Raw genomic sequence first — 18,754 nt, 5'->3', positions numbered from 1 at the left:
CGTCGGCGAAGGATCGCGATTGCAGCCAGTCGCTTGCTTTCGGCCTGACCGGATGATCGAACATTTTAGGTTTTGAGAATAGAACAATGAAAATCGCAATCTTGCCGGGCGACGGCATCGGACCGGAAATCATCGAGCAGGCAGTTCGCGTGCTGAACGCGCTGGATGAAAAATTTGAAATGGAAACCGCTCCCGTCGGCGGCGCGGGCTACGAGGCCAGCGGCCATCCGCTGCCGGAAGCAACGCTGGCGCTGGCGAAAGCCGCCGATGCAGTCCTGTTCGGCGCTGTCGGCGATTGGAAGTATGACAAGCTGGAACGCCCGTTGCGCCCCGAGCAGGCGATTCTCGGCCTGCGCAAGAACCTCAATCTTTTCGCGAATCTGCGTCCCGCGATTCTTTATCCGGAACTGGCCGGCGCATCGACCCTCAAACCCGAGGTCGTATCGGGACTCGATATCCTGATCATCCGCGAATTGACCGGGGATATCTATTTCGGTCAGCCGCGCGGCGTGCGTACCGCACCCGATGGCGCGTTCAAGGGCGAGCGTGAAGGTTTTGACACCATGCGCTATGCGGAAACAGAAATCCGCCGTATCGCGCATGTCGCCTTCCAGGCCGCCCGCAAGCGCGGCAAGCGCCTGACCAGCGTGGACAAGGCCAACGTACTGGAAACCTTCCAGTTCTGGAAAGACATCGTTACCGACGTCCACAAGGAATATCCGGACGTGACGCTGGATCACATGTATGTCGACAATGCGGCGATGCAGCTGGTGCGCGCGCCGAAAAAATTCGATGTCATCGTCACGGGCAACATGTTCGGCGATATCCTTTCCGATGCGGCGGCGATGCTGACCGGTTCGATCGGCATGCTGCCGTCGGCGTCTCTGGATGCGAACAACAAGGGCTTGTACGAGCCGTCGCATGGTTCGGCGCCCGACATCGCCGGCAAGGGCGTCGCCAATCCGCTGGCGACCATCCTGTCGGCAGCGATGATGCTGCGCTTCTCGCTGAACAGGGCCGAACAGGCCGACCGCATCGAGAACGCGGTCAAGGCAGTACTGGCACAGGGCCTGCGCACGCCGGACATCTATGAAGAGGGTACGACCAAGGTCGGCACCAAGGAGATGGGCGATGCCGTGGTGCAGGCGCTAAGGTAATGAGTCGTTTTTTTTGATGGGCACTTGAGGGAGAAAATCGTGAAGTTAGTAGGCCTGGTGGGTTGGCGTGGTATGGTGGGCTCGGTCCTGATGCAGCGCATGCAGGAAGAGGGCGATTTCGCTCATATCGAGCCGGTATTCTTTTCGACATCCAACACCGGCGGCAAAGCGCCGGCGATGGCGAAAAACGAAACCACACTGAAAGATGCAAATAATATTGATGAGCTGAAGAAATGCGACATCATTATTACCTGCCAGGGCGGTGACTACACGACCGAGATTTATCCCAAGCTGCGCGGCGCCGGCTGGAACGGTTACTGGATCGATGCGGCATCCACGCTGCGCATGAAGGAAGACGCGATCATCGTTCTCGATCCGGTCAACCTGAATGTCATCAAGGACGCGCTCAAGCGCGGCGTCAAGAACTACGTCGGCGGCAACTGCACGGTCTCATGCATGCTGATGGGACTGGGCGGCCTGTTCCAGAACGACCTCGTCGAATGGATGACTTCCATGACTTACCAGGCGGCTTCCGGCGGCGGCGCACAGCACATGCGCGAACTGCTGACGCAGTTCGGCTCCATCAATGCCGAGGTCAAGGCGCTGCTCGATGACCCCGCTTCCGCCATCCTGGAAATCGACCGCAAGGTGCTTGCCAAGCAGCATTCCATGTCGGCAGAGGAAACCAAGCAGTTCGGCGTTCCGCTCGGCGGCAACCTGATTCCGTGGATTGACAAGGATCTGGGCAATGGTGTCTCCAAGGAAGAGTGGAAGGGCGGCGCGGAAACCAACAAGATTCTCGGACGCGGCGAAGGTTTCGGCGCTTCCGCCAAGTCCGCCATTCCTGTGGACGGCTTGTGCGTACGCATCGGTGCGATGCGCTGCCATTCCCAGGCGCTGACGATCAAGCTCAGGAAGGACGTGCCGCTTGACGAAATCGAAGGCATCATCGCCGACAACAACCAGTGGGCCAAGGTCGTGCCGAACACCCGTGAAGCATCGATGAAGGATCTGACGCCGGCAGCCGTAACAGGCAGCCTGACCATCCCGGTCGGCCGCCTGCGCAAGATGCAGATGGGCGGCGAGTACTTGTCCGCGTTCACCGTCGGCGATCAGCTCCTGTGGGGTGCCGCCGAACCGCTGCGCCGCATGCTGCGCATCGTGCTCGACAACTGATCGTTCGCGAGTAACATCTAAACGCTGGGGCCTGCGGAATACCGGAATGTACGACCGGTGTCCGCAGGCCCCAGTCTCGTTGTCAAAGCACAACAGCAATTGCCGACTATCGTATATAGACTGTCACGAACGCTCGTCGAAGTTGGTACTTTGGTTACACTTGCGTGCCTAAGTCCATGATGATATGGTGAAAGTTCCTCCGAACAATGTTAAATTGGCGTCGTACCCGCCACCTCGCCATCTCCGCAAACGGAATGCCCCCTATGCCATCCAACATGCATTCACAAAAGCAACCGTCAATCCGCGCATTCACTTTGAAAACGATCAGTGCCGCCGTTGCGTCGGCATTGCTGTTTTCCAGTTCCTATGCCGCCGGATTAGGCAAACTGACGGTGCTGTCATCCCTCGGGCAGCCATTGCGTGCAGAAATTGAGTTAACGTCCGTTTCCAAGGGCGAGCTCGGCTCCCTGACGGCGCGGCTTGCCTCTCCCGAAACCTTTCGTCAGGCAAACATCGATTACAACGCTGCCTTGGCATCCCTGAGGTTTTCTGTCGAACAGCGTGGCGATCGTCCCGTGATTCGTGTTACTTCCGGCCAGCCGTTGAATGAACCCTTCGTCGATCTGCTGCTCGAGATGTCCGGCCCGAACGGACGCCTTGTCCGTGAATACACCTTCCTGCTGGACCCCGCCGACCTGCGCACCGCCCAGTCTGCGCAAGTCGCTCCGTCGACGGTAGGTATTCCTGATACGGCGGCAAGGACGCAGCAGCAAAGCCTGCCTGCACAGCAGGGTGCCGAGGCCGCGCCTGGACGCCGTGCGTCGGCGGCTGCCTCCACTCCTGCTCCGGTCCCTGCAGCACCGCGTGCGACGCGTACAGGCGAGGAACCGGCTGCGGGGACACCAGGCGATTACAAGGTACGCAGCGGCGATACCCTGGCGCGCATCGCCGGGCGCGTAAAGCCGAGCGGTGTTTCACTGGACCAGATGCTGGTGGCGCTGTACCGTACGAACCCCGATGCATTCGCCGGCGAGAACATGAACCGCCTCAAGGCTGGCCAGATCCTGTCCGTTCCCGGCGAGGACACCGCCAGGGCGGTCAGCGGAACGGAAGCACGCAGCATTGTCGTGGCCCAGGCTGCGGACTTCAATAATTACCGCAGCAAGCTCGCCGGACAGGTGGCTGCGGGCTCCGCGCAGAAATCCGGCGAAGGCCGGCAGAGCGCCGGCGGCAGGATCAATGCCAAAGTCGAAGAGCAGTCGTCCCCTGCGGCGGATTCCCGAGACAAACTCAAGCTGTCCAATGCCATGCCGGCAGCCGGCGCCAATGCGGACAAGCGCGCCGCCGGCGGGTCCGCCGAGGATCGCATTGCGCAGGAAAAGGCGGCCGCTGAAGCCAACATGCGCGTAAAGGAACTGGAAAAGAACGTCAGCGAGCTGCAAAAACTGCTTGAGGTCAAGAACAAGAGCTTGGCAGAACAGCAGAAGCAAGCCGAAGCGCCGCTTGCCGATGGAGGCAAGGCCGCCGCCGGCGCTGTGGCTGCTGCGCCGTCTGCAGCCGCACCAGCACCATCAACCCCAACCCCAGCAAACGTTCCTGCCGCACCGGCCGCATCCGCACCGGCCGAATCAGCACCGGCCGCATCCGCGCCGGCCGAAAAACCGGCGGAAGCGCCTGCGCCAACTGCCGCCGCACCGGCAACTCCCGCTCCCGCAAAAGCCAAGCCGCTGACTCCGCCGCCTGCACCGCCGGAGCCGAGTTTCATCGAATCGCTGACCGAGAATCCGCTGGCCCTGCCGGGAGTCGGCGCATTGCTCGTCGCCCTCGGCGCACTGGGCATCTATCGTGCCCGGCGCAAAAAGGAAAGCAAGCAGTTCGAAGACAGTCTTATTACCGATTCCAGCCTGAAGGCAAATTCACTCTTCGGCTCCACCGGCGGTCAGACGGTCGATACCAACAACAGCGTGTTCAACTCCAGCTTCACGCCGTCGGCAAGCCAGCTCGACTCCAATGAAGTCGATCCGGTGGCCGAGGCCGATGTCTACATCGCTTACGGACGGGATGCGCAGGCGGAAGAAATTCTCAAAGAGGCTTTGCGCACCCAGCCAGAGCGCCATGCGGTTCGTGTCAAGCTCCTCGAAATCTACTCCAACCGCAAGGACCTGCGTGCATTTGAGGTCTTGGCGACCGAACTCTATGGCCTGACCAAGGGCGAGGGTCCGGAATGGGCACAGGCCGTCGCCCTGGGCGTCGCCATCGATCCGAATAATCCGCTGTATGCGAGCGGCAAGTCCGATGCGGACGAGAAGCCGGAAGACGGACTGCTGGCGCCGACGCGGCCGCTGGAAGAGCAGGGGCTCGCAACGCTGCTTTCCTCGACCCAAACGGACAACTCTACGCTGCAGGCCATCAATTCGCTCGAGACCGATACGTCGTACTTCACCAATACCGGGATGCCGGCGGACGTTCCTGCCGATGTGAAAGACGCCAGGGAAGACGCGCCGTCAGATGGCAAGAACGAACTCGATTTCGAACCGATGAGTGAACTGGACATCGGAACGGATGCAGGCACGGAAGCAAAGGCGGAGCCGGAACAGCCCGAGTCCTTGTCCAACGACCTGGACTTCGACCTCGACGGCCTGAACATGACTCCGGTGCCATCGATGCCGCAGACACCTGCCGCTGCAGCGGAACCGCTTCCTGAACTGAGCTCCATCGATTTTGATTTCCTCGATTCGCTTTCCACAGACAAGGAAAAGCCGGCCGAAACAGTCGGTGCCTTCAAGCCTGCCGCGGATACTGCCGAGGCGGAGATGTCAGACGATGACTTGGCCGACTTCGAGTTGAACCTGCCGAATCTTCAGAACCAGGCAGCGGCGCCGGCGGAACCCATTGACCTTCCGGGAATCAAGGATCTCGATTTCTCGCTGGATGATGTCGACCCGGCGGCAAGTGCCAAGGCTGACGGAAACACCGACGACCCGTTCGCGCTGAACGTCGACTTGCCTGCTGCGCCGTCGCCGTTCAATCTCGATATCCCTGAACTCGGCGAAGTGTCCGACACGCCGGCACCAGCCTCCGCAGGTGCTTCCAGTGACCCGCTGGATTTCGATCTGTCCGGGATCAGCCTGGAACTCAACCCGAAGGACGCGGGTGGTTCATCCCAGTACGATCTTTCGGGCTCTACCGGAGGACTTGACGCAGACGGGCTGAATGACCTTGATCTGAGCATCAACAGCGCGGAGATGGAAACCAAGCTCGACCTGGCCATCGCCTATCAGGAAATCGGCGACAAGGAAGGCGCGCGTGAACTTCTTGATGAAGTGCTGAAGGGCGGCAGTCCGGAACAGAGCGAGCGGGCCAAATCCCTGCTGCTTGAACTTGCCTGAGTTGCACGGCGAATGAAAAACGGGCGCAGCCGAGCTTGCGCCCGTTTTCTTTTTGGATGAACTGGAGTGGAATTGAAACGCATTGCGCTTGGCGTCCAGTATGACGGCGCCCACTGGCATGGCTGGCAGACGCAGCCCCACGGCAAGACCGTGCAGGACACATTGGAATCGGCGATCAAGCGTTTTGCTCTGACCGACATCTCCACCACCTGCGCCGGGCGCACCGATACCGGGGTGCATGCGCTGGAACAGGTAGTGCATTTCGATACCGACCTCAAGCGTGATACGTTTTCCTGGGTGCGCGGCGTCAATGCCTTCCTGCCTGCCTCTATCGCTATTCGCTGGGCGAAGGAAGTGGACGGTAGCGGAGAAGAGGCATTCCACGCACGCTTCAGCGCCCGTTCCCGGACCTACCATTACGCGCTTTACAACCATCCCGTGCGCATGCCGCTGCTTGCCGGCAAGGCTGGCTGGGTGTTTCGTCCCCTGCAGGTGGAGCCAATGCGGGAAGCCGCAGCATGCCTGCTCGGCACGCATGATTTCTCGGCGTTCCGGGCGGCGGAATGCCAGGCCAAGTCGCCGGTTAAAACCATGCATGACATCCGCATAGAGCGGCGCGGCGACCTCATCGTATTCACGCTGACCGCCAGCGCTTTCCTGCATCACATGGTGCGCAACATTGTCGGATCCCTGATCGTGGTGGGAAACGGGAATCAGTCTCCTCAATGGCTGGCCGGCATTCTCGACAAGCGTGATCGCAGCCTGGCCGCACCGACATTCATGCCGGACGGCTTGTACCTGGCGAGAATCGAATACGATGCCAAGTGGGCGTTGCCGCAGGAGGGTTCTTCCGCGCTGCCATGGTTTTAGCAAGCCGTCCCGCCTCAGGCGCATAATACGGCTGTCCGATTTCCCATTTTCGATTCCATGACTTCCCGTACCCGAGCAAAGATCTGCGGCATTACCCGTCCCCAGGACCTGCAGGCCGTTATTGCGGCCGGCGCCGACGCGATCGGTTTTGTGTTTTATGCCAAGAGTCCCCGCTATATCGCGCCGGAGGCTGCGGCTGCCCTGATCGCCGCTGTTCCGGCCTACATCACTACGGTCGGCCTGTTCGTCAATGCTTCTCCGGACGAAGTAAGGGAAGTGGTCCGCATCGCGCCCGTGTCCATGCTGCAATTCCATGGCGATGAAACGCCGGAACAATGCCGCTCGGCGGCCGAGGCGGTTTCCCGCCCGTTCATGCGCGCGATTCGGGTGGGGCCGGATATGACCGCCGCCGATTTGCTAAAATACGATGAAAGTTACCGCGCCGCCGGCCCCTTGTTTGCCGGTTTGCTGCTCGACGCCCTTGTCGACGGTTATGGCGGCGGTGGAAAGGTTTTCGATTGGTCTCTCATCCCAAAAGAGCTCGCGCCTCGGGTCGTTTTGAGTGGTGGCTTGAGCGCGCAAAACGTCACTGAAGCGGTGCTTCAGGTACGGCCGCACGCCGTCGACGTCAGCAGCGGCGTCGAACTCTCCAAAGGCATCAAGGATCCCGCAAAGATTACCGCTTTCGTTAGGGCTGTCTGCCTGGCCGACGCCCAGAGAAATACCTAGCGAGGTGGCGCCACGCATTAGGATGCGCCGCATGATGCCACCGGAGACATGTTCGCCCCGCCGTCAAGGTGGCCCGTTGCGATGACTTTGCAATGGCGGCCGCGGACGCCGGGACGCCGCCTGAACCGGCAAGCAATATCCATCCATGAACAGACCGAAGGCGATCGCTCGACTGCGAGCGCCTTGTCGCAAAGTTTGAAAGAGGACGACCATGAAAGAATTCAACTCGCTTGGCAATTTCAGCGAGCGCCAGCCGCTCGCTACTACCGCCCTGCACCAGACCGCGCCTTATAACCTTCCCGACGCACGCGGGCATTTCGGCCCCTATGGCGGCACCTTCGTGTCGGAAACCCTGACGCATGCGCTGACCGAACTCAAGAACGGCTATGCGCATTACCAGAACGATCCGGAGTTCCTCGCTGAATTCGAACGCGAACTGAAGCACTTCGTCGGCCGCCCCAGCCCGATCTATCATGCAAGACGCTGGTCGGAGATGATGGGCGGTGCGCAGATCTACTTCAAGCGGGAAGACCTCAACCATACCGGCGCCCACAAGATCAACAACGTGATCGGCCAGGCCCTGCTGGCCAAGCGCATGGGGAAACCGCGCGTGATCGCGGAAACCGGCGCCGGCCAGCATGGCGTCGCCACAGCCACGATCTGCGCGCGTTTCGGCCTGGAATGCGTGATTTACATGGGCAGCGAAGACGTCAAGCGCCAGGTGCAGAACGTCTACCGCATGGAATTGCTGGGTGCGAAGGTGGTACCTGTCGAATCCGGTTCCAAGACGCTCAAGGACGCGCTCAACGAAGCCATGCGCGACTGGGTGACCAATGTCGAGAATACCTTCTACATCATCGGCACCGTTGCCGGTCCGCATCCGTATCCGATGATGGTCCGCGACTTCCAGTCAGTGATCGGCAAGGAATGCCTGGTGCAGATGCCGGAAATGGCGGGCAGGCAGCCCGACTATGTCGTGGCCTGCATCGGCGGCGGCTCCAATGCCATGGGTATTTTCTATCCGTATATCGACCACAAGGACGTGCAGCTGATCGGCGTCGAGGCGGCGGGGGAGGGCCTCGAGAGCGGCAAGCACTCCGCATCGCTCATCGCAGGCTCGCCGGGAGTGCTTCATGGCAACCGCACTTACCTGCTGCAGGACGACAACGGCCAGATCATCGAGACACATTCCGTCTCGGCCGGCCTGGATTATCCCGGCGTCGGGCCGGAGCATGCGTGGCTCAAGGACGCCGGCCGCGCACAGTACGTGTCCGTGACCGACGACGAGGCCATCGAAGCCTTCCATAATTGCTGCCGTATCGAAGGCATCATACCGGCGCTCGAATCGAGCCACGCACTGGCTTATGCGGCAAAGTTCGCAGCCACTCAGCCCAAGGACAAGATCATTCTTGCCAACCTTTCCGGCCGCGGCGACAAGGACATGCATACCGTCGCCGAACGTATGAAGAAAACATTCTGAAAAGCGTTGCGCACACCACATACGTCCTTGCCAGTCTGAAAGTCGCCGGCGCCCGCAAGGGTGCCCGACTTGAATACGTGGCCGAACAACAAGACAGAGACCAATCATGTCCAGAATAAAGAATACGCTGACCGCACTTGCCGAACAAAACCGCAAAGGCCTGATTCCCTTCATTACTGCGGGCGACCCTTCGCCAGGCCTCACGGTTTCATTGATGCATGGCCTGGTGGCGGGCGGTGCCGACATCATCGAACTCGGCGTGCCTTTCTCCGATCCAATGGCTGACGGCCCGGTCATCCAGCGCGCGTCCGAGCGCGCCCTGGCTCAGGGTGTCGGCATGCGCGATGTACTCGGCTTTGTGAGAGAGTTCCGCACCGTCGACCAGGCGACGCCGGTGGTACTGATGGGCTATGCCAATCCGATCGAAAGAATGGGCGCCGAAACCTTCATTCTTGCCGCCAGGGAGGCGGGCGTCGACGGCGTGCTGGTGGTCGATTATCCGCCCGAGGAGTGCGAGGAATTCGCCGCATTGATGAAGCGGAACGGACTCGATCCGATCTTCCTGCTGGCGCCGACATCGACCGACGAGCGGATCGCGCAAGTCGGCAAGATCGCGAGCGGTTATGTCTACTACGTCTCGCTCAAGGGCGTCACCGGTTCGGGGCACCTCGACCTGGATGCGGTGGCGAGCAAGATCCCGCAGATCAGGAAACATGTGCAGGTGCCGGTCGGCGTGGGTTTCGGCATCCGGGATGGAGCCACGGCGAAGGCGATTGCGTCCGTATCGGATGCAGTGGTCATTGGCAGCCGCATCATCCAGGAACTGGAGAACACGCCGCAGGAAAGGGCAGTCGAGGCGGTGCAATCGTTTATCACCGGAATAAGGCAGGCACTTGACGAAAAGGCATGATTTTCATGCGCTGCCTTCGTCAAGCCGATATTGGCGCAAAGCAAGCCGAGCGGTACAATGCGCCCACCCCAAAAATCAAAAGAGGTCACGATGAGTTGGCTTGAAAAACTGCTTCCCCCGCGCATTCAGCGTTCCGACTCCGGCAACCGCAAATCGGTTCCGGAGGGCTTGTGGGTGAAGTGCCCGTCCTGCGAAGCTGTCTTGTACCGCACGGACCTCGAGTCGAACATTCATGTCTGCCCGAAATGCGATCATCACATGCGCATTCGCGCACGCGAGCGCCTCGATGCCTTGCTCGACGCCGGCGGCCGTTATGAAATCGGCCAGGAAGCCCTGCCGGTCGATTCCCTGAAATTCAAGGACAGCAAGAAATACCCGGATCGCCTCAAGGATGCAATGGAAGCCACCGGCGAGACCGATGCGCTGATCGTCATGGGCGGCGCAATCATGACACTGCCGGTCGTCGTCGCATGTTTCGAATTCGAGTTCATGGGCGGCTCCATGGGTTCGGTGGTCGGGGAGCGCTTCGCACGCGGCGTCCAGGCGGCGCTGGACCAGAAGGTGCCTTTCATCTGCATCACCGCGACCGGCGGCGCCCGCATGCAGGAAGGACTGTTGTCTTTGATGCAAATGGCCAAGACGACATCCATGCTGACCAAGCTCTCGGAAAAGAAGCTGCCCTTTATTTCCGTGCTTACCGACCCCACCATGGGAGGTGTCTCGGCATCGTTCGCCTTCATGGGTGATGTCGTGATCGCCGAACCGAAGGCACTGATCGGCTTCGCCGGGCCGCGGGTGATCGAGAACACGGTCCGGGAAAAATTGCCTGAAGGCTTTCAGCGTGCCGAATTCCTGCTGCAGAAAGGCGCGGTCGACATGATCGTCGACCGTCGCAAGATGCGCGAGGAAATCGCCCATCTGCTGGCATTGCTGCAGAACCAGCCCGCAGAAGTGCTGGCCTGATATTCGGGCCGGGCGCCGGAACGGCGAACAAGACAGCTACGGCACGACGCAAGTCGCCGTACCTGCCTTGTTCGCCGTCTTGCATTTGAACATCCTATCCATTGCCGCAAAAAGTCATGACAACGCAACCCGCAACCCTGGCCGACTGGCTTTCCCAACTTGAATCCATGCATCCCAAAGCGATCGACATGGGGATGGAACGCGTGGGCAAGGTCAGGGACAGACTTGGCATTCATTTCGATTGCCCGGTCATCATCGTGGGCGGCACCAATGGAAAGGGCTCCACCTGCGCGATGCTGGAAGCCATCCTGCTGCAGGCCGGTTATCGCGTCGGACTGTACACCTCGCCGCACCTGATCGACTTCAATGAACGGGCACGCATCAATGGCGAACCGGCGTCGGACAGCATGCTGACGGAACAGTTTGCCGCCGTGGAAGCGCAGCGCGGCGATATTTCGCTGACCTATTTCGAATTCACCACGCTCGCCATCCTGCGCCTGTTCGCGCAGGCCGGATTCGATGCGGTCATTCTTGAAGTCGGGCTCGGCGGGCGGCTCGATGCGGTCAATGTGATCGATGCGGATGTGTCGATTGTGACAAGTGTCGATATCGACCATACCGAATACCTCGGCGATACCCGCGAAAAAATCGGTTTCGAGAAGGCCGGTATTTTCCGAGGCGGCCGTACCGCCATCTGCGGCGACCCGGTTCCGCCAAAGTCCCTGGTCGATCATGCGCATGCCATTGGCGCCGACCTCTGGCTGTTCGGACACGACTTCAATTATTCCGGCGACAAGCAGCAGTGGAGCTATGGCGGGCGCGGACAGCGGCGCAACTCGCTCGGCTATCCGGCGCTGCGCGGCGCCAACCAGCTGCTCAATGCATCGGCCGCGCTCGCGGCGCTGGAGGCGCTGCGCCATCGGCTGCCCGTTGGCGCCCAGGAAGTGCGAACCGGACTGGCGATGGTGGATCTGCCGGGTCGCTTCCAGGTGCTGCCGGGACGGCCGACGGTTGTCCTCGATGTCGCGCACAATCCCCACGCGGCCGCCACGCTGGCGCAGAATCTCGACAACATGGGCTTCCATCCCTATACCTATGCCGTATTCGGAGCCATGCAGGACAAGGATATCGACGGCGTCATTGCGCAACTCAAGGATCGTATCGATCACTGGTGCCTCACCGATCTGCCGATTCCACGCGCGGCGAGCGCCGAATTTTTGAAGCAGAGGCTGCTGGATGCCGGAATCGTGCCGCAGAGCGGAGCAGGTGCCGAACGCTCGATTGAAACTTTCGCCTCTCCCGCCACAGCTTTCGCGAATGCACGAAGCAGGGCCGGCGAGAATGATAGAATTGCGGTTTTCGGATCATTCCTGACTGTCGCCGGCGTGATGCAGGCGAAAAGATCCGAAGGGGCTGGCTGAAAGCAGTAATGTTTTTTCAAGCTCTCCAGCTACCACTGAATTTACCGACACTTTTTATCGCATGAGCTTGTTCTCGTCCTTCCGCAAAAACAAGCAGGAATCCGCTTCCGATGACAGCGCGTTTTATTCGCGCGCTGAAGAAGAATCCAAGGCGGTACGCAGCCGCAAGCGCCGTCCGGACAAGCCGCAGGCGCAAGGCGCCGGGCAGGCCGATCCGGTCTTGCCTGAAAAGAAGCGGGCGCGACGCCGGCTGATCGGCGCCGTGGCGCTGGTGCTGGCCGCTGTGGTCGGTTTGCCAATGCTGCTGGATTCCGAGCCCAATCCGATCGCAGACGATATCGCCATCCAGATTCCCTCCAAGGACAAGCCGCACGCACCATCCAGCTCCGGCGCCGCGTCTTCAGCGCCGCAGGCCTCGACCGGCGTGAGTGCAAGCGCTGCGCTCGACCCGAAGGAAGAGGTCGTCGACCCGGCTGATATCGGCGCGCCGTCTGCCGCCGCACCATCGCCGGCGCCGAAAGCGGAGGCACCGAAGCAGGCCGCCGTTTCCAAGGACGAGCAGGCAAAGCCGGTTGCACCGGTTGCCAAGGCCGAAGTCAAGCCCGAGCCGAAACATGAAGCCAAGCCGAAGCCGGAATCAAAACCCGAGCCGAAATCCGACAAAGCTGACAAGTCTGATAAGTCTGACAAGACCGATGCCAAGCAGGCGGAAAAACTTGCCGAAGCCGCGCGTGCAAAAGCTTTGCTGGAAGGCAGGCCAGATCCTTCCAGCGAAAAAAATTCCGGAAAATTTGTAATCCAGGTGGCGGCACTTGCGACCAAGGAAAAGGTCAATGAGCTGCAAACCAAACTGAAGGACGCCGGCATCAAATCATTCACGCAGACCGTGGCTACCGATACCGGTGACCGCACCCGTATCCGGGTTGGACCGTTCACCAACAAGGACGAGGCGGAGAAGGTTCGTGCAAGAATCGTCAAGCTTGGCTTGAATGGCACTCTGGTGCCGGCCTGAGCATGGGGCACAGGCCGACGTGACGGTTTTTGATTATCTCGTTGTCTTTGTGCTGATCTGCTCGATCGTCATCAGCACCTTGCGGGGCCTGGTAAAGGAAATCCTGTCCTTGCTGAGCTGGATCGTCGCCTTGGTGGTGGCGAATGCGTATGGCGAGGAACTGGCCAAACTACTTCCCGACATGATTCCCGGCAGCACGACACGCCTGATCGCGGCATTCATTGCCCTTTTCATTGGGGTGCGCCTTCTGATGATGCTGCTGAGCATGGCGGTGGATGCTGTTATCAAGGCGAGCGGCCTGACGCTGGCCGATCGCGGCTTGGGCGGCCTCTTCGGTCTGGGACGCGGACTGGTGATCGTGCTGGCGGTAGTGCTTGTATGCGGCATGACGGCGGTCCCGCAACAGGCTTTCTGGAAGGAAGCCTTGCTCAGTCCATTGGCCGAAACGGCTGCGAAAACGGTTACACCCTATCTGCCAGGCGATTGGGTCAGGCACGTAAGCTTTTGAATTGTCTTAGTTGAGGAGTCCACCATGTGTGGCATTGTTGGCGTTGTTTCCCAAGGTCCGGTCAACCAGCTGATCTATGACGCGCTGCTGCTCTTGCAGCATCGCGGTCAGGATGCGGCAGGTATCGCGACCAATCATGGCAATACCTTCTCGATGTACAAGGCCAATGGTCTGGTCCGGGATGTGTTTCGCACACGCAACATGCGTTCGCTGCCCGGCAATGCCGGCATCGGCCAGGTCCGCTATCCGACCGCCGGTTCGTCGAGCGAAGAGGAGGCGCAGCCCTTCTACGTCAATGCGCCGTTCGGCATCATCCTGGCGCACAACGGCAATCTGACCAACTGGGAACAGCTCAAGATCGAGATGTTCAAGAACGATCGTCGCCACGTCAACACCGACTCCGATTCCGAAGTCCTGCTCAACGTGCTGGCCCATGAAATCCAGATGGCCACGACCGGCTATTCACTGGATCCGTCGGCATTGTTCAAGGCAGTCACTGTCCTGCACAAGCGCGTACGCGGCTCATATGCCGTCGTTGCCCAGATCGCCGGGTACGGCCTGCTGGCATTCCGCGATCCTTTCGGCATCCGTCCGCTGTGCATCGGTTTCAATGAAACCGACAAGGGCACCGAATACATCATCGCCAGCGAATCTGTTGCGCTCGAGGGGCTGGGTTTCCGTTTCCTGCGCGATGTGCTGCCCGGCGAAGCCATCTTCGTCGATCTCGACGGCAAGCTGTACAACCAGCAGTGCGCGGACAACCCGATCCTCAATCCCTGCGCATTCGAATTCGTCTATCTGGCGAGGCCGGATTCCGTCATCGACGGCGCCTCCGTGTATGCTTCGCGCCTGAAGATGGGCGAATACCTGGCAGAAAAAATCAAGCGCCAGTTCTCGGCCGGCGATATCGACGTCGTTATGCCGATTCCGGATTCTTCGCGTCCCGCGGCGATGGAACTCGCGCTCAAGCTCAATCTCGACTATCGCGAAGGCTTCATCAAGAACCGCTATATCGGCCGCACCTTCATCATGCCGGGCCAGGGCTTGCGCAAGAAATCGGTTCGCCAGAAGCTCAATGCCATCAGCAGCGAGTTCAAGGGCAAGAGCGTGCTGCTGGTCGACGATTCGATCGTGCGCGGCACCACCAGCCGCGAAATCGTGCAGATGGCACGCGACTCCGGCGCCAAGCGGGTGATCTTTGCATCGGCGGCGCCGCCGGTGATGTTCCCGAACGTCTACGGCATCGACATGCCGACTCGCAACGAGCTGATCGCCTATGGCCGCAGCGAGGAAGAAGTCTGCCGCGAAATCACGGCCGATGCGCTGGTCTACCAGGATGTCGATGCGCTCAAGCGCTCGATCTCGGATATCAATCCGGCGCTCAAGGACTTCGAGGCATCCTGCTTCGACGGCATTTATATCACCGGCGACATCTCGCGCGATTACCTCGACCGCATCGAATATGTGCGCAACAATCCAAAGCCGGTGATCGAGGATGCGGTACGTTCCCAGCTTGCCTTGAACCTGGCACGCGTTGATTGACGACGGATGTCCTGACTTCCGGACTGCCGAAATAACAAAAAGCCTGCGATATCATGTCGCGGGCTTTTTTGTTTCCCCATTGCTGCCCATTGCTGTCCATTGCATGCCCAAATGAGGAGCATCAGGCATAGTTAAGCTGTTTGCAGACGGGTGTATGGTCGCCTCGGCTTGCCCTGCATCCCACCCAGGGCAGGCCGATTCTTCCATACACCCACCTGCAATCCGCTCTACATTTAATGCCGCTGCAGCAGATGCGCAAATTCCCCCGCCGGAAGCGGCTTGCTGAAAAAGTATCCCTGCATTTCGTCGCACTGATGCTCGCGCAGGAAGGCAACCTGTTCCTCGGTTTCCACGCCTTCCGCAATCACCCGGAGGTTGAGGCTGTGTCCCAGTGAAATGACGGTGCTGGTAATGGCAGCGTCATCGGCGTCGGTGGCAAGGTCGCGCACGAAGGACTGATCGATCTTCAGATGATGCAGCGGAAAACGCTTCAGATAGCTGAGGCTTGAATAGCCGGTGCCAAAGTCGTCGATCGACAGCTGCACCCCAAGGTTCTGCAGTTCATGCAATTTGTTGATGAAGAGTTCGGCGCTGTTCATCACGATGCTTTCGGTCAGCTCAAGTTCAAGGTGGTGCGCTTCGAGCCCCATGCTGTCGAGCGCGTCGGCAACCGATTGCACCAATCCCTCCTGATTGAACTGGCGAGCCGACAGGTTGACCGAGATGCTGATCGGAGGCAACCCGGCATCCTGCCAGGCGCGGTTTTGTGCGCATGCGGTCTGGATGACCCAGTTGCCGATCGGGACAATGAGTCCGATTTCCTCTGCCATGGGAATGAAGCGGGTGGGCGGCACCAGCCCCATGTCGGGATGGTGCCAGCGAATCAGTGCTTCGGCGCCAATGATGCGGCCGGAGGGTACATCGACCTTGGGCTGGTAGAACAGCTCGAACTCGTTTCGCTCAAGGGCGCGGCGCAGGGCTCTTTCCAGAGAGGCGCGTTCGAGGGCGCGCACACTCATCTCGGCCGAATAGAACTGGAAGGCGTTGCCTTGTTCTTCCTTGGCCCGGTACATGGCCGTGTCGGCGTTGCGCAACAGGGTCTGGATATCTTCGCCGTCGTCCGGATACAGCGTCGCGCCTATGCTGGTGGTAATGAACAATTCATGGTTCTTGACTAGGAACGGCTTTTCGAACACGTCGAAAATCTTCTGTGCCACGGCCGCCACATCCTGCGGTCGCTGGATATCGGTGAGCAGGATGATGAATTCGTCTCCGCCCTGGCGCGCCACCGTATCGCCTTCGCGCACCACCTGCCGCAGCCGGTTCGATACTTCCAGCAGCAGGTTATCGCCGAGCATGTGGCCGAGACTGTCGTTGACGCTCTTGAAGCGGTCCAGGTCGAGGAAGAGGAGGGCGAGCATCTGCGCATTGCGCCGCGCGTGAGCCATGGCCTGCGTAATGCGGTCACCGAGCAGATTGCGGTTGGCCAGCGACGTCAGCGCATCATGGTCGGCCAGGTATTCGATGCGCGCCTCGTATTGCTTGCGTTCGCTGATATCGATGGCAATGCCGTCGTAGCGCAGGAGCCGGCCGCGTTCGTCGCGGATCGCCCGCGCGCGTTCCTCGACCCAGCGTATGGTGTTGTCCGGACGAACGATGCGGTACTCATGCGTCAGGTTGGCGGTATGCGCAAGCCGGGCATGGCCGGCACGCATTGCGGCCCGGTCTTCGGGATGCACGGACTCGAACCATAGATCGCGGTCGCGGAAGAAATCCTCTATCGGCCTCCCATACAGATTTTCGACGATGGAGTTGAGATAAATGAAACCTCTGTCGGTTGCCGACCAGACCACGTTGTCGATCGAATCCAGGATGCTGGACAGCTTTTCCTCCGTCACCCGCAGATCGGTCTCGGCCTTTTCACGCGCCCGCTTGGTGCGCAGGCTGGCGACGCCGTAGGAAATGTCATCCGCCAGTTCCTCCAGCATCGCAATCTGCTCGCTGTCGAAGGCGCCGGCGTCCTGTTCGTAAATCGTCAGCACGCCGAACAATTGCTCCTGATGCTTGAGCGGCAGCGACACGGCAGCCGGTTCGGGCAAGGTATCGACCGCGCCGTCGGTACCCGTCATGTCGATCACGACCCATGGACGCGCATGCCGGTCGACCAGCGCCGACGCGACATTGGAAACAGTGCCGGAGGCGAATCGGCTTGCATGCTCAAGCTCGATGCCGTCCATCCCCGGTACGGATCCGGCATGAGCCACCGGCGTGAGCGTGCCATCCTCGCCGGTATAGCCGATCCATGCCATCTGATACCTGCCGGCCTCGACCACCGTGCGGCACATATCCTGCAGCAAGGTACGCTCATCCCTGGCATGCACCATCACATGGTTGCATTCAGCCATCACGGTGCGCGCGCGCAAGGTGCGGCGCAGGGCTTCCTGTGCCTGCTTGCGGTCGCTGACCTCCTTTTTCAGAAGCGCATGCTGGTGTTCGATTTCGCTGTAAAGGATGAGGTTGTCATAGACCACGGCGAGCTGCGCGGCTACCGTCGCAGCAGCCCGCTCATCGACCTCGGTGAATTCCGCCGCGCCGAGCTTGTTGGCCAGGTAGAGCCATCCGTAGGTTTTTTCCTGTGATGCCACCGGCACTGCCAGGATGGAATGCACCGGTGGATGGCCGGAGGGCAGTCCAAGCCGCTCGGGAACACCATCCGGATTGCTTATGCGGCAGGGCGCCCGCCGCGCAAGCACCTTGCCAAGAATTCCCGCGTCCGGCACAGGCAGCGCCAGCTGCGCGACGGCGTTTTCATCCAATCCGCACGTCATGAAATGCTCAAGCCGGCGGCGGTCCTTTGCGAGGATGCCGATCGCGGAATAGCGGGCAACGCAGATGTCCCTGACCACGCGGCAGCTGATCTCCAGCAGGCGCCGGGGGGCCCGTTCCGCGGTCAGCTCGATGCCGAGCTCGATCAGTGCGGTCAATCGCAGGCTGACTCCCTGCAGGCTCGACAGCGCATTGGCAAGCCGCTGGGCGATGTGCTGCAGCTCTGCCGATCCCGAGTCACCCCGGGCTTGTCCTTCCAGCGCAATTTCCGACATCAGGGTGCTGCTGGCTTCCAGCTCGACCAGGTATTCCGACAGCTGGTCATCCAGTCCGGAGCGGTGAGCCGGTTCGACCGGCGCCGGGCCCGCAAGCGCCGCCGGTAGGTTGTGAGCCGTCTGGCCGAGTGCCTCCTGGACCGTCTTCAGGATCAGCTCCGGATCGGAAGGCTTGGGCAGAATCCAGCGCACGCCGCAGGACATCGCCACGAGGCTGGCTTCCCGATCGTGGTGGGCCGCCGTATAGAAGATGACCGGCGTTGCGGCGACCGAAGGCATTGCACGCAGCCGGGTGACGAATTCATAGCCGTCCATGTTCGGCATGAGGATGTCGGTAATCACCAGGTCGGGCCGGCCCTTCGCGGCCTGCTCCAGTGCCTCGGCGCCGCTGGCGGCTTCGAGCAGCCGGTGACCACTGTAACCGAGGAGGACCATGAGAAACTGCCGGTTCAAAACATGATCGTCAACGATCAGTATGGTCGCCATTTTGCCTCCT

General features: G+C 60.4%; 13 protein-coding genes. 12 read left to right on the top strand and 1 reads right to left on the bottom strand.

The genetic code is table 11. The features are described from left to right. Positions 1 to 86 precede the first annotated feature (86 nt). The 12 genes from leuB to purF all read left to right on the top strand — a co-directional run bounded on the left by leuB (position 87) and on the right by purF (position 15,157). Positions 87 to 1,157, top strand: coding sequence for a 3-isopropylmalate dehydrogenase (gene leuB, locus FH061_RS06410; protein WP_151634178.1), 1,071 nt, complete (start codon positions 87 to 89; stop codon positions 1,155 to 1,157). 39 nt (positions 1,158 to 1,196) lie between these two features. After that, positions 1,197 to 2,333 (top strand): aspartate-semialdehyde dehydrogenase, encoded by a 1,137-nt coding sequence (gene asd / locus FH061_RS06405; protein WP_151634176.1) that lies wholly within the window; start codon positions 1,197 to 1,199, stop codon positions 2,331 to 2,333. A 314-nt stretch (positions 2,334 to 2,647) separates the two neighbouring features. Next, positions 2,648 to 5,722 carry a FimV/HubP family polar landmark protein gene (locus tag FH061_RS06400; protein WP_225984513.1) on the top strand — a complete coding sequence of 1,025 codons (3,075 nt, stop codon included), beginning with the start codon at positions 2,648 to 2,650 and terminating at the stop codon, positions 5,720 to 5,722. Between the two features lie 72 nt (positions 5,723 to 5,794). After that, positions 5,795 to 6,592, top strand: a complete 798-nt coding sequence (gene truA / locus FH061_RS06395; protein ID WP_151634172.1) for a tRNA pseudouridine(38-40) synthase TruA — start codon at positions 5,795 to 5,797, stop codon at positions 6,590 to 6,592. 57 nt (positions 6,593 to 6,649) lie between these two features. Beyond that, positions 6,650 to 7,321: a phosphoribosylanthranilate isomerase gene (locus tag FH061_RS06390; protein ID WP_151634170.1), complete on the top strand. Its 672-nt coding sequence runs from the start codon at positions 6,650 to 6,652 to the stop codon at positions 7,319 to 7,321. Positions 7,322 to 7,532: 211 nt separating this feature from the next. Further along, positions 7,533 to 8,801 (top strand): tryptophan synthase subunit beta, encoded by a 1,269-nt coding sequence (trpB, locus tag FH061_RS06385; protein WP_151634168.1) that lies wholly within the window; start codon positions 7,533 to 7,535, stop codon positions 8,799 to 8,801. Positions 8,802 to 8,907: 106 nt separating this feature from the next. Then, entirely contained in the window at positions 8,908 to 9,711 is an 804-nt protein-coding gene (gene trpA, locus FH061_RS06380; protein ID WP_151634167.1) for a tryptophan synthase subunit alpha, read from the top strand. 90 nt (positions 9,712 to 9,801) lie between these two features. After that, the gene (gene accD, locus FH061_RS06375; protein ID WP_151634165.1) at positions 9,802 to 10,674 is read left to right on the top strand and encodes an acetyl-CoA carboxylase, carboxyltransferase subunit beta; all 873 of its coding nucleotides are present in this window, start codon (positions 9,802 to 9,804) and stop codon (positions 10,672 to 10,674) included. 116 nt (positions 10,675 to 10,790) lie between these two features. Next, entirely contained in the window at positions 10,791 to 12,095 is a 1,305-nt protein-coding gene (gene folC, locus FH061_RS06370) for a bifunctional tetrahydrofolate synthase/dihydrofolate synthase (RefSeq protein ID WP_151634163.1), read from the top strand. 61 nt (positions 12,096 to 12,156) lie between these two features. After that, complete coding sequence (locus FH061_RS06365) at positions 12,157 to 13,107, top strand: SPOR domain-containing protein (protein ID WP_151634161.1); 951 nt, start codon at positions 12,157 to 12,159, stop codon at positions 13,105 to 13,107. A gap of 19 nt (positions 13,108 to 13,126) precedes the next feature. Further along, positions 13,127 to 13,615 (top strand): CvpA family protein, encoded by a 489-nt coding sequence (locus FH061_RS06360; RefSeq protein WP_151634159.1) that lies wholly within the window; start codon positions 13,127 to 13,129, stop codon positions 13,613 to 13,615. Positions 13,616 to 13,639: 24 nt separating this feature from the next. Further along, positions 13,640 to 15,157 (top strand): amidophosphoribosyltransferase, encoded by a 1,518-nt coding sequence (gene purF / locus FH061_RS06355; protein WP_151634157.1) that lies wholly within the window; start codon positions 13,640 to 13,642, stop codon positions 15,155 to 15,157. A 233-nt stretch (positions 15,158 to 15,390) separates the two neighbouring features. Here the strand turns inward: purF and FH061_RS06350 are convergent, their stop codons facing one another. Beyond that, entirely contained in the window at positions 15,391 to 18,744 is a 3,354-nt protein-coding gene (locus tag FH061_RS06350; protein WP_151634155.1) for an EAL domain-containing protein, read from the bottom strand. Positions 18,745 to 18,754: the final 10 nt, after the last annotated feature.

It is taken from the genome of Noviherbaspirillum aerium (assembly GCF_008929045.1).
GTDB classification, from domain to species: domain Bacteria; phylum Pseudomonadota; class Gammaproteobacteria; order Burkholderiales; family Burkholderiaceae_D; genus Noviherbaspirillum; species Noviherbaspirillum aerium.
This window is presented reverse-complemented; position numbering and strand designations above follow the sequence as displayed.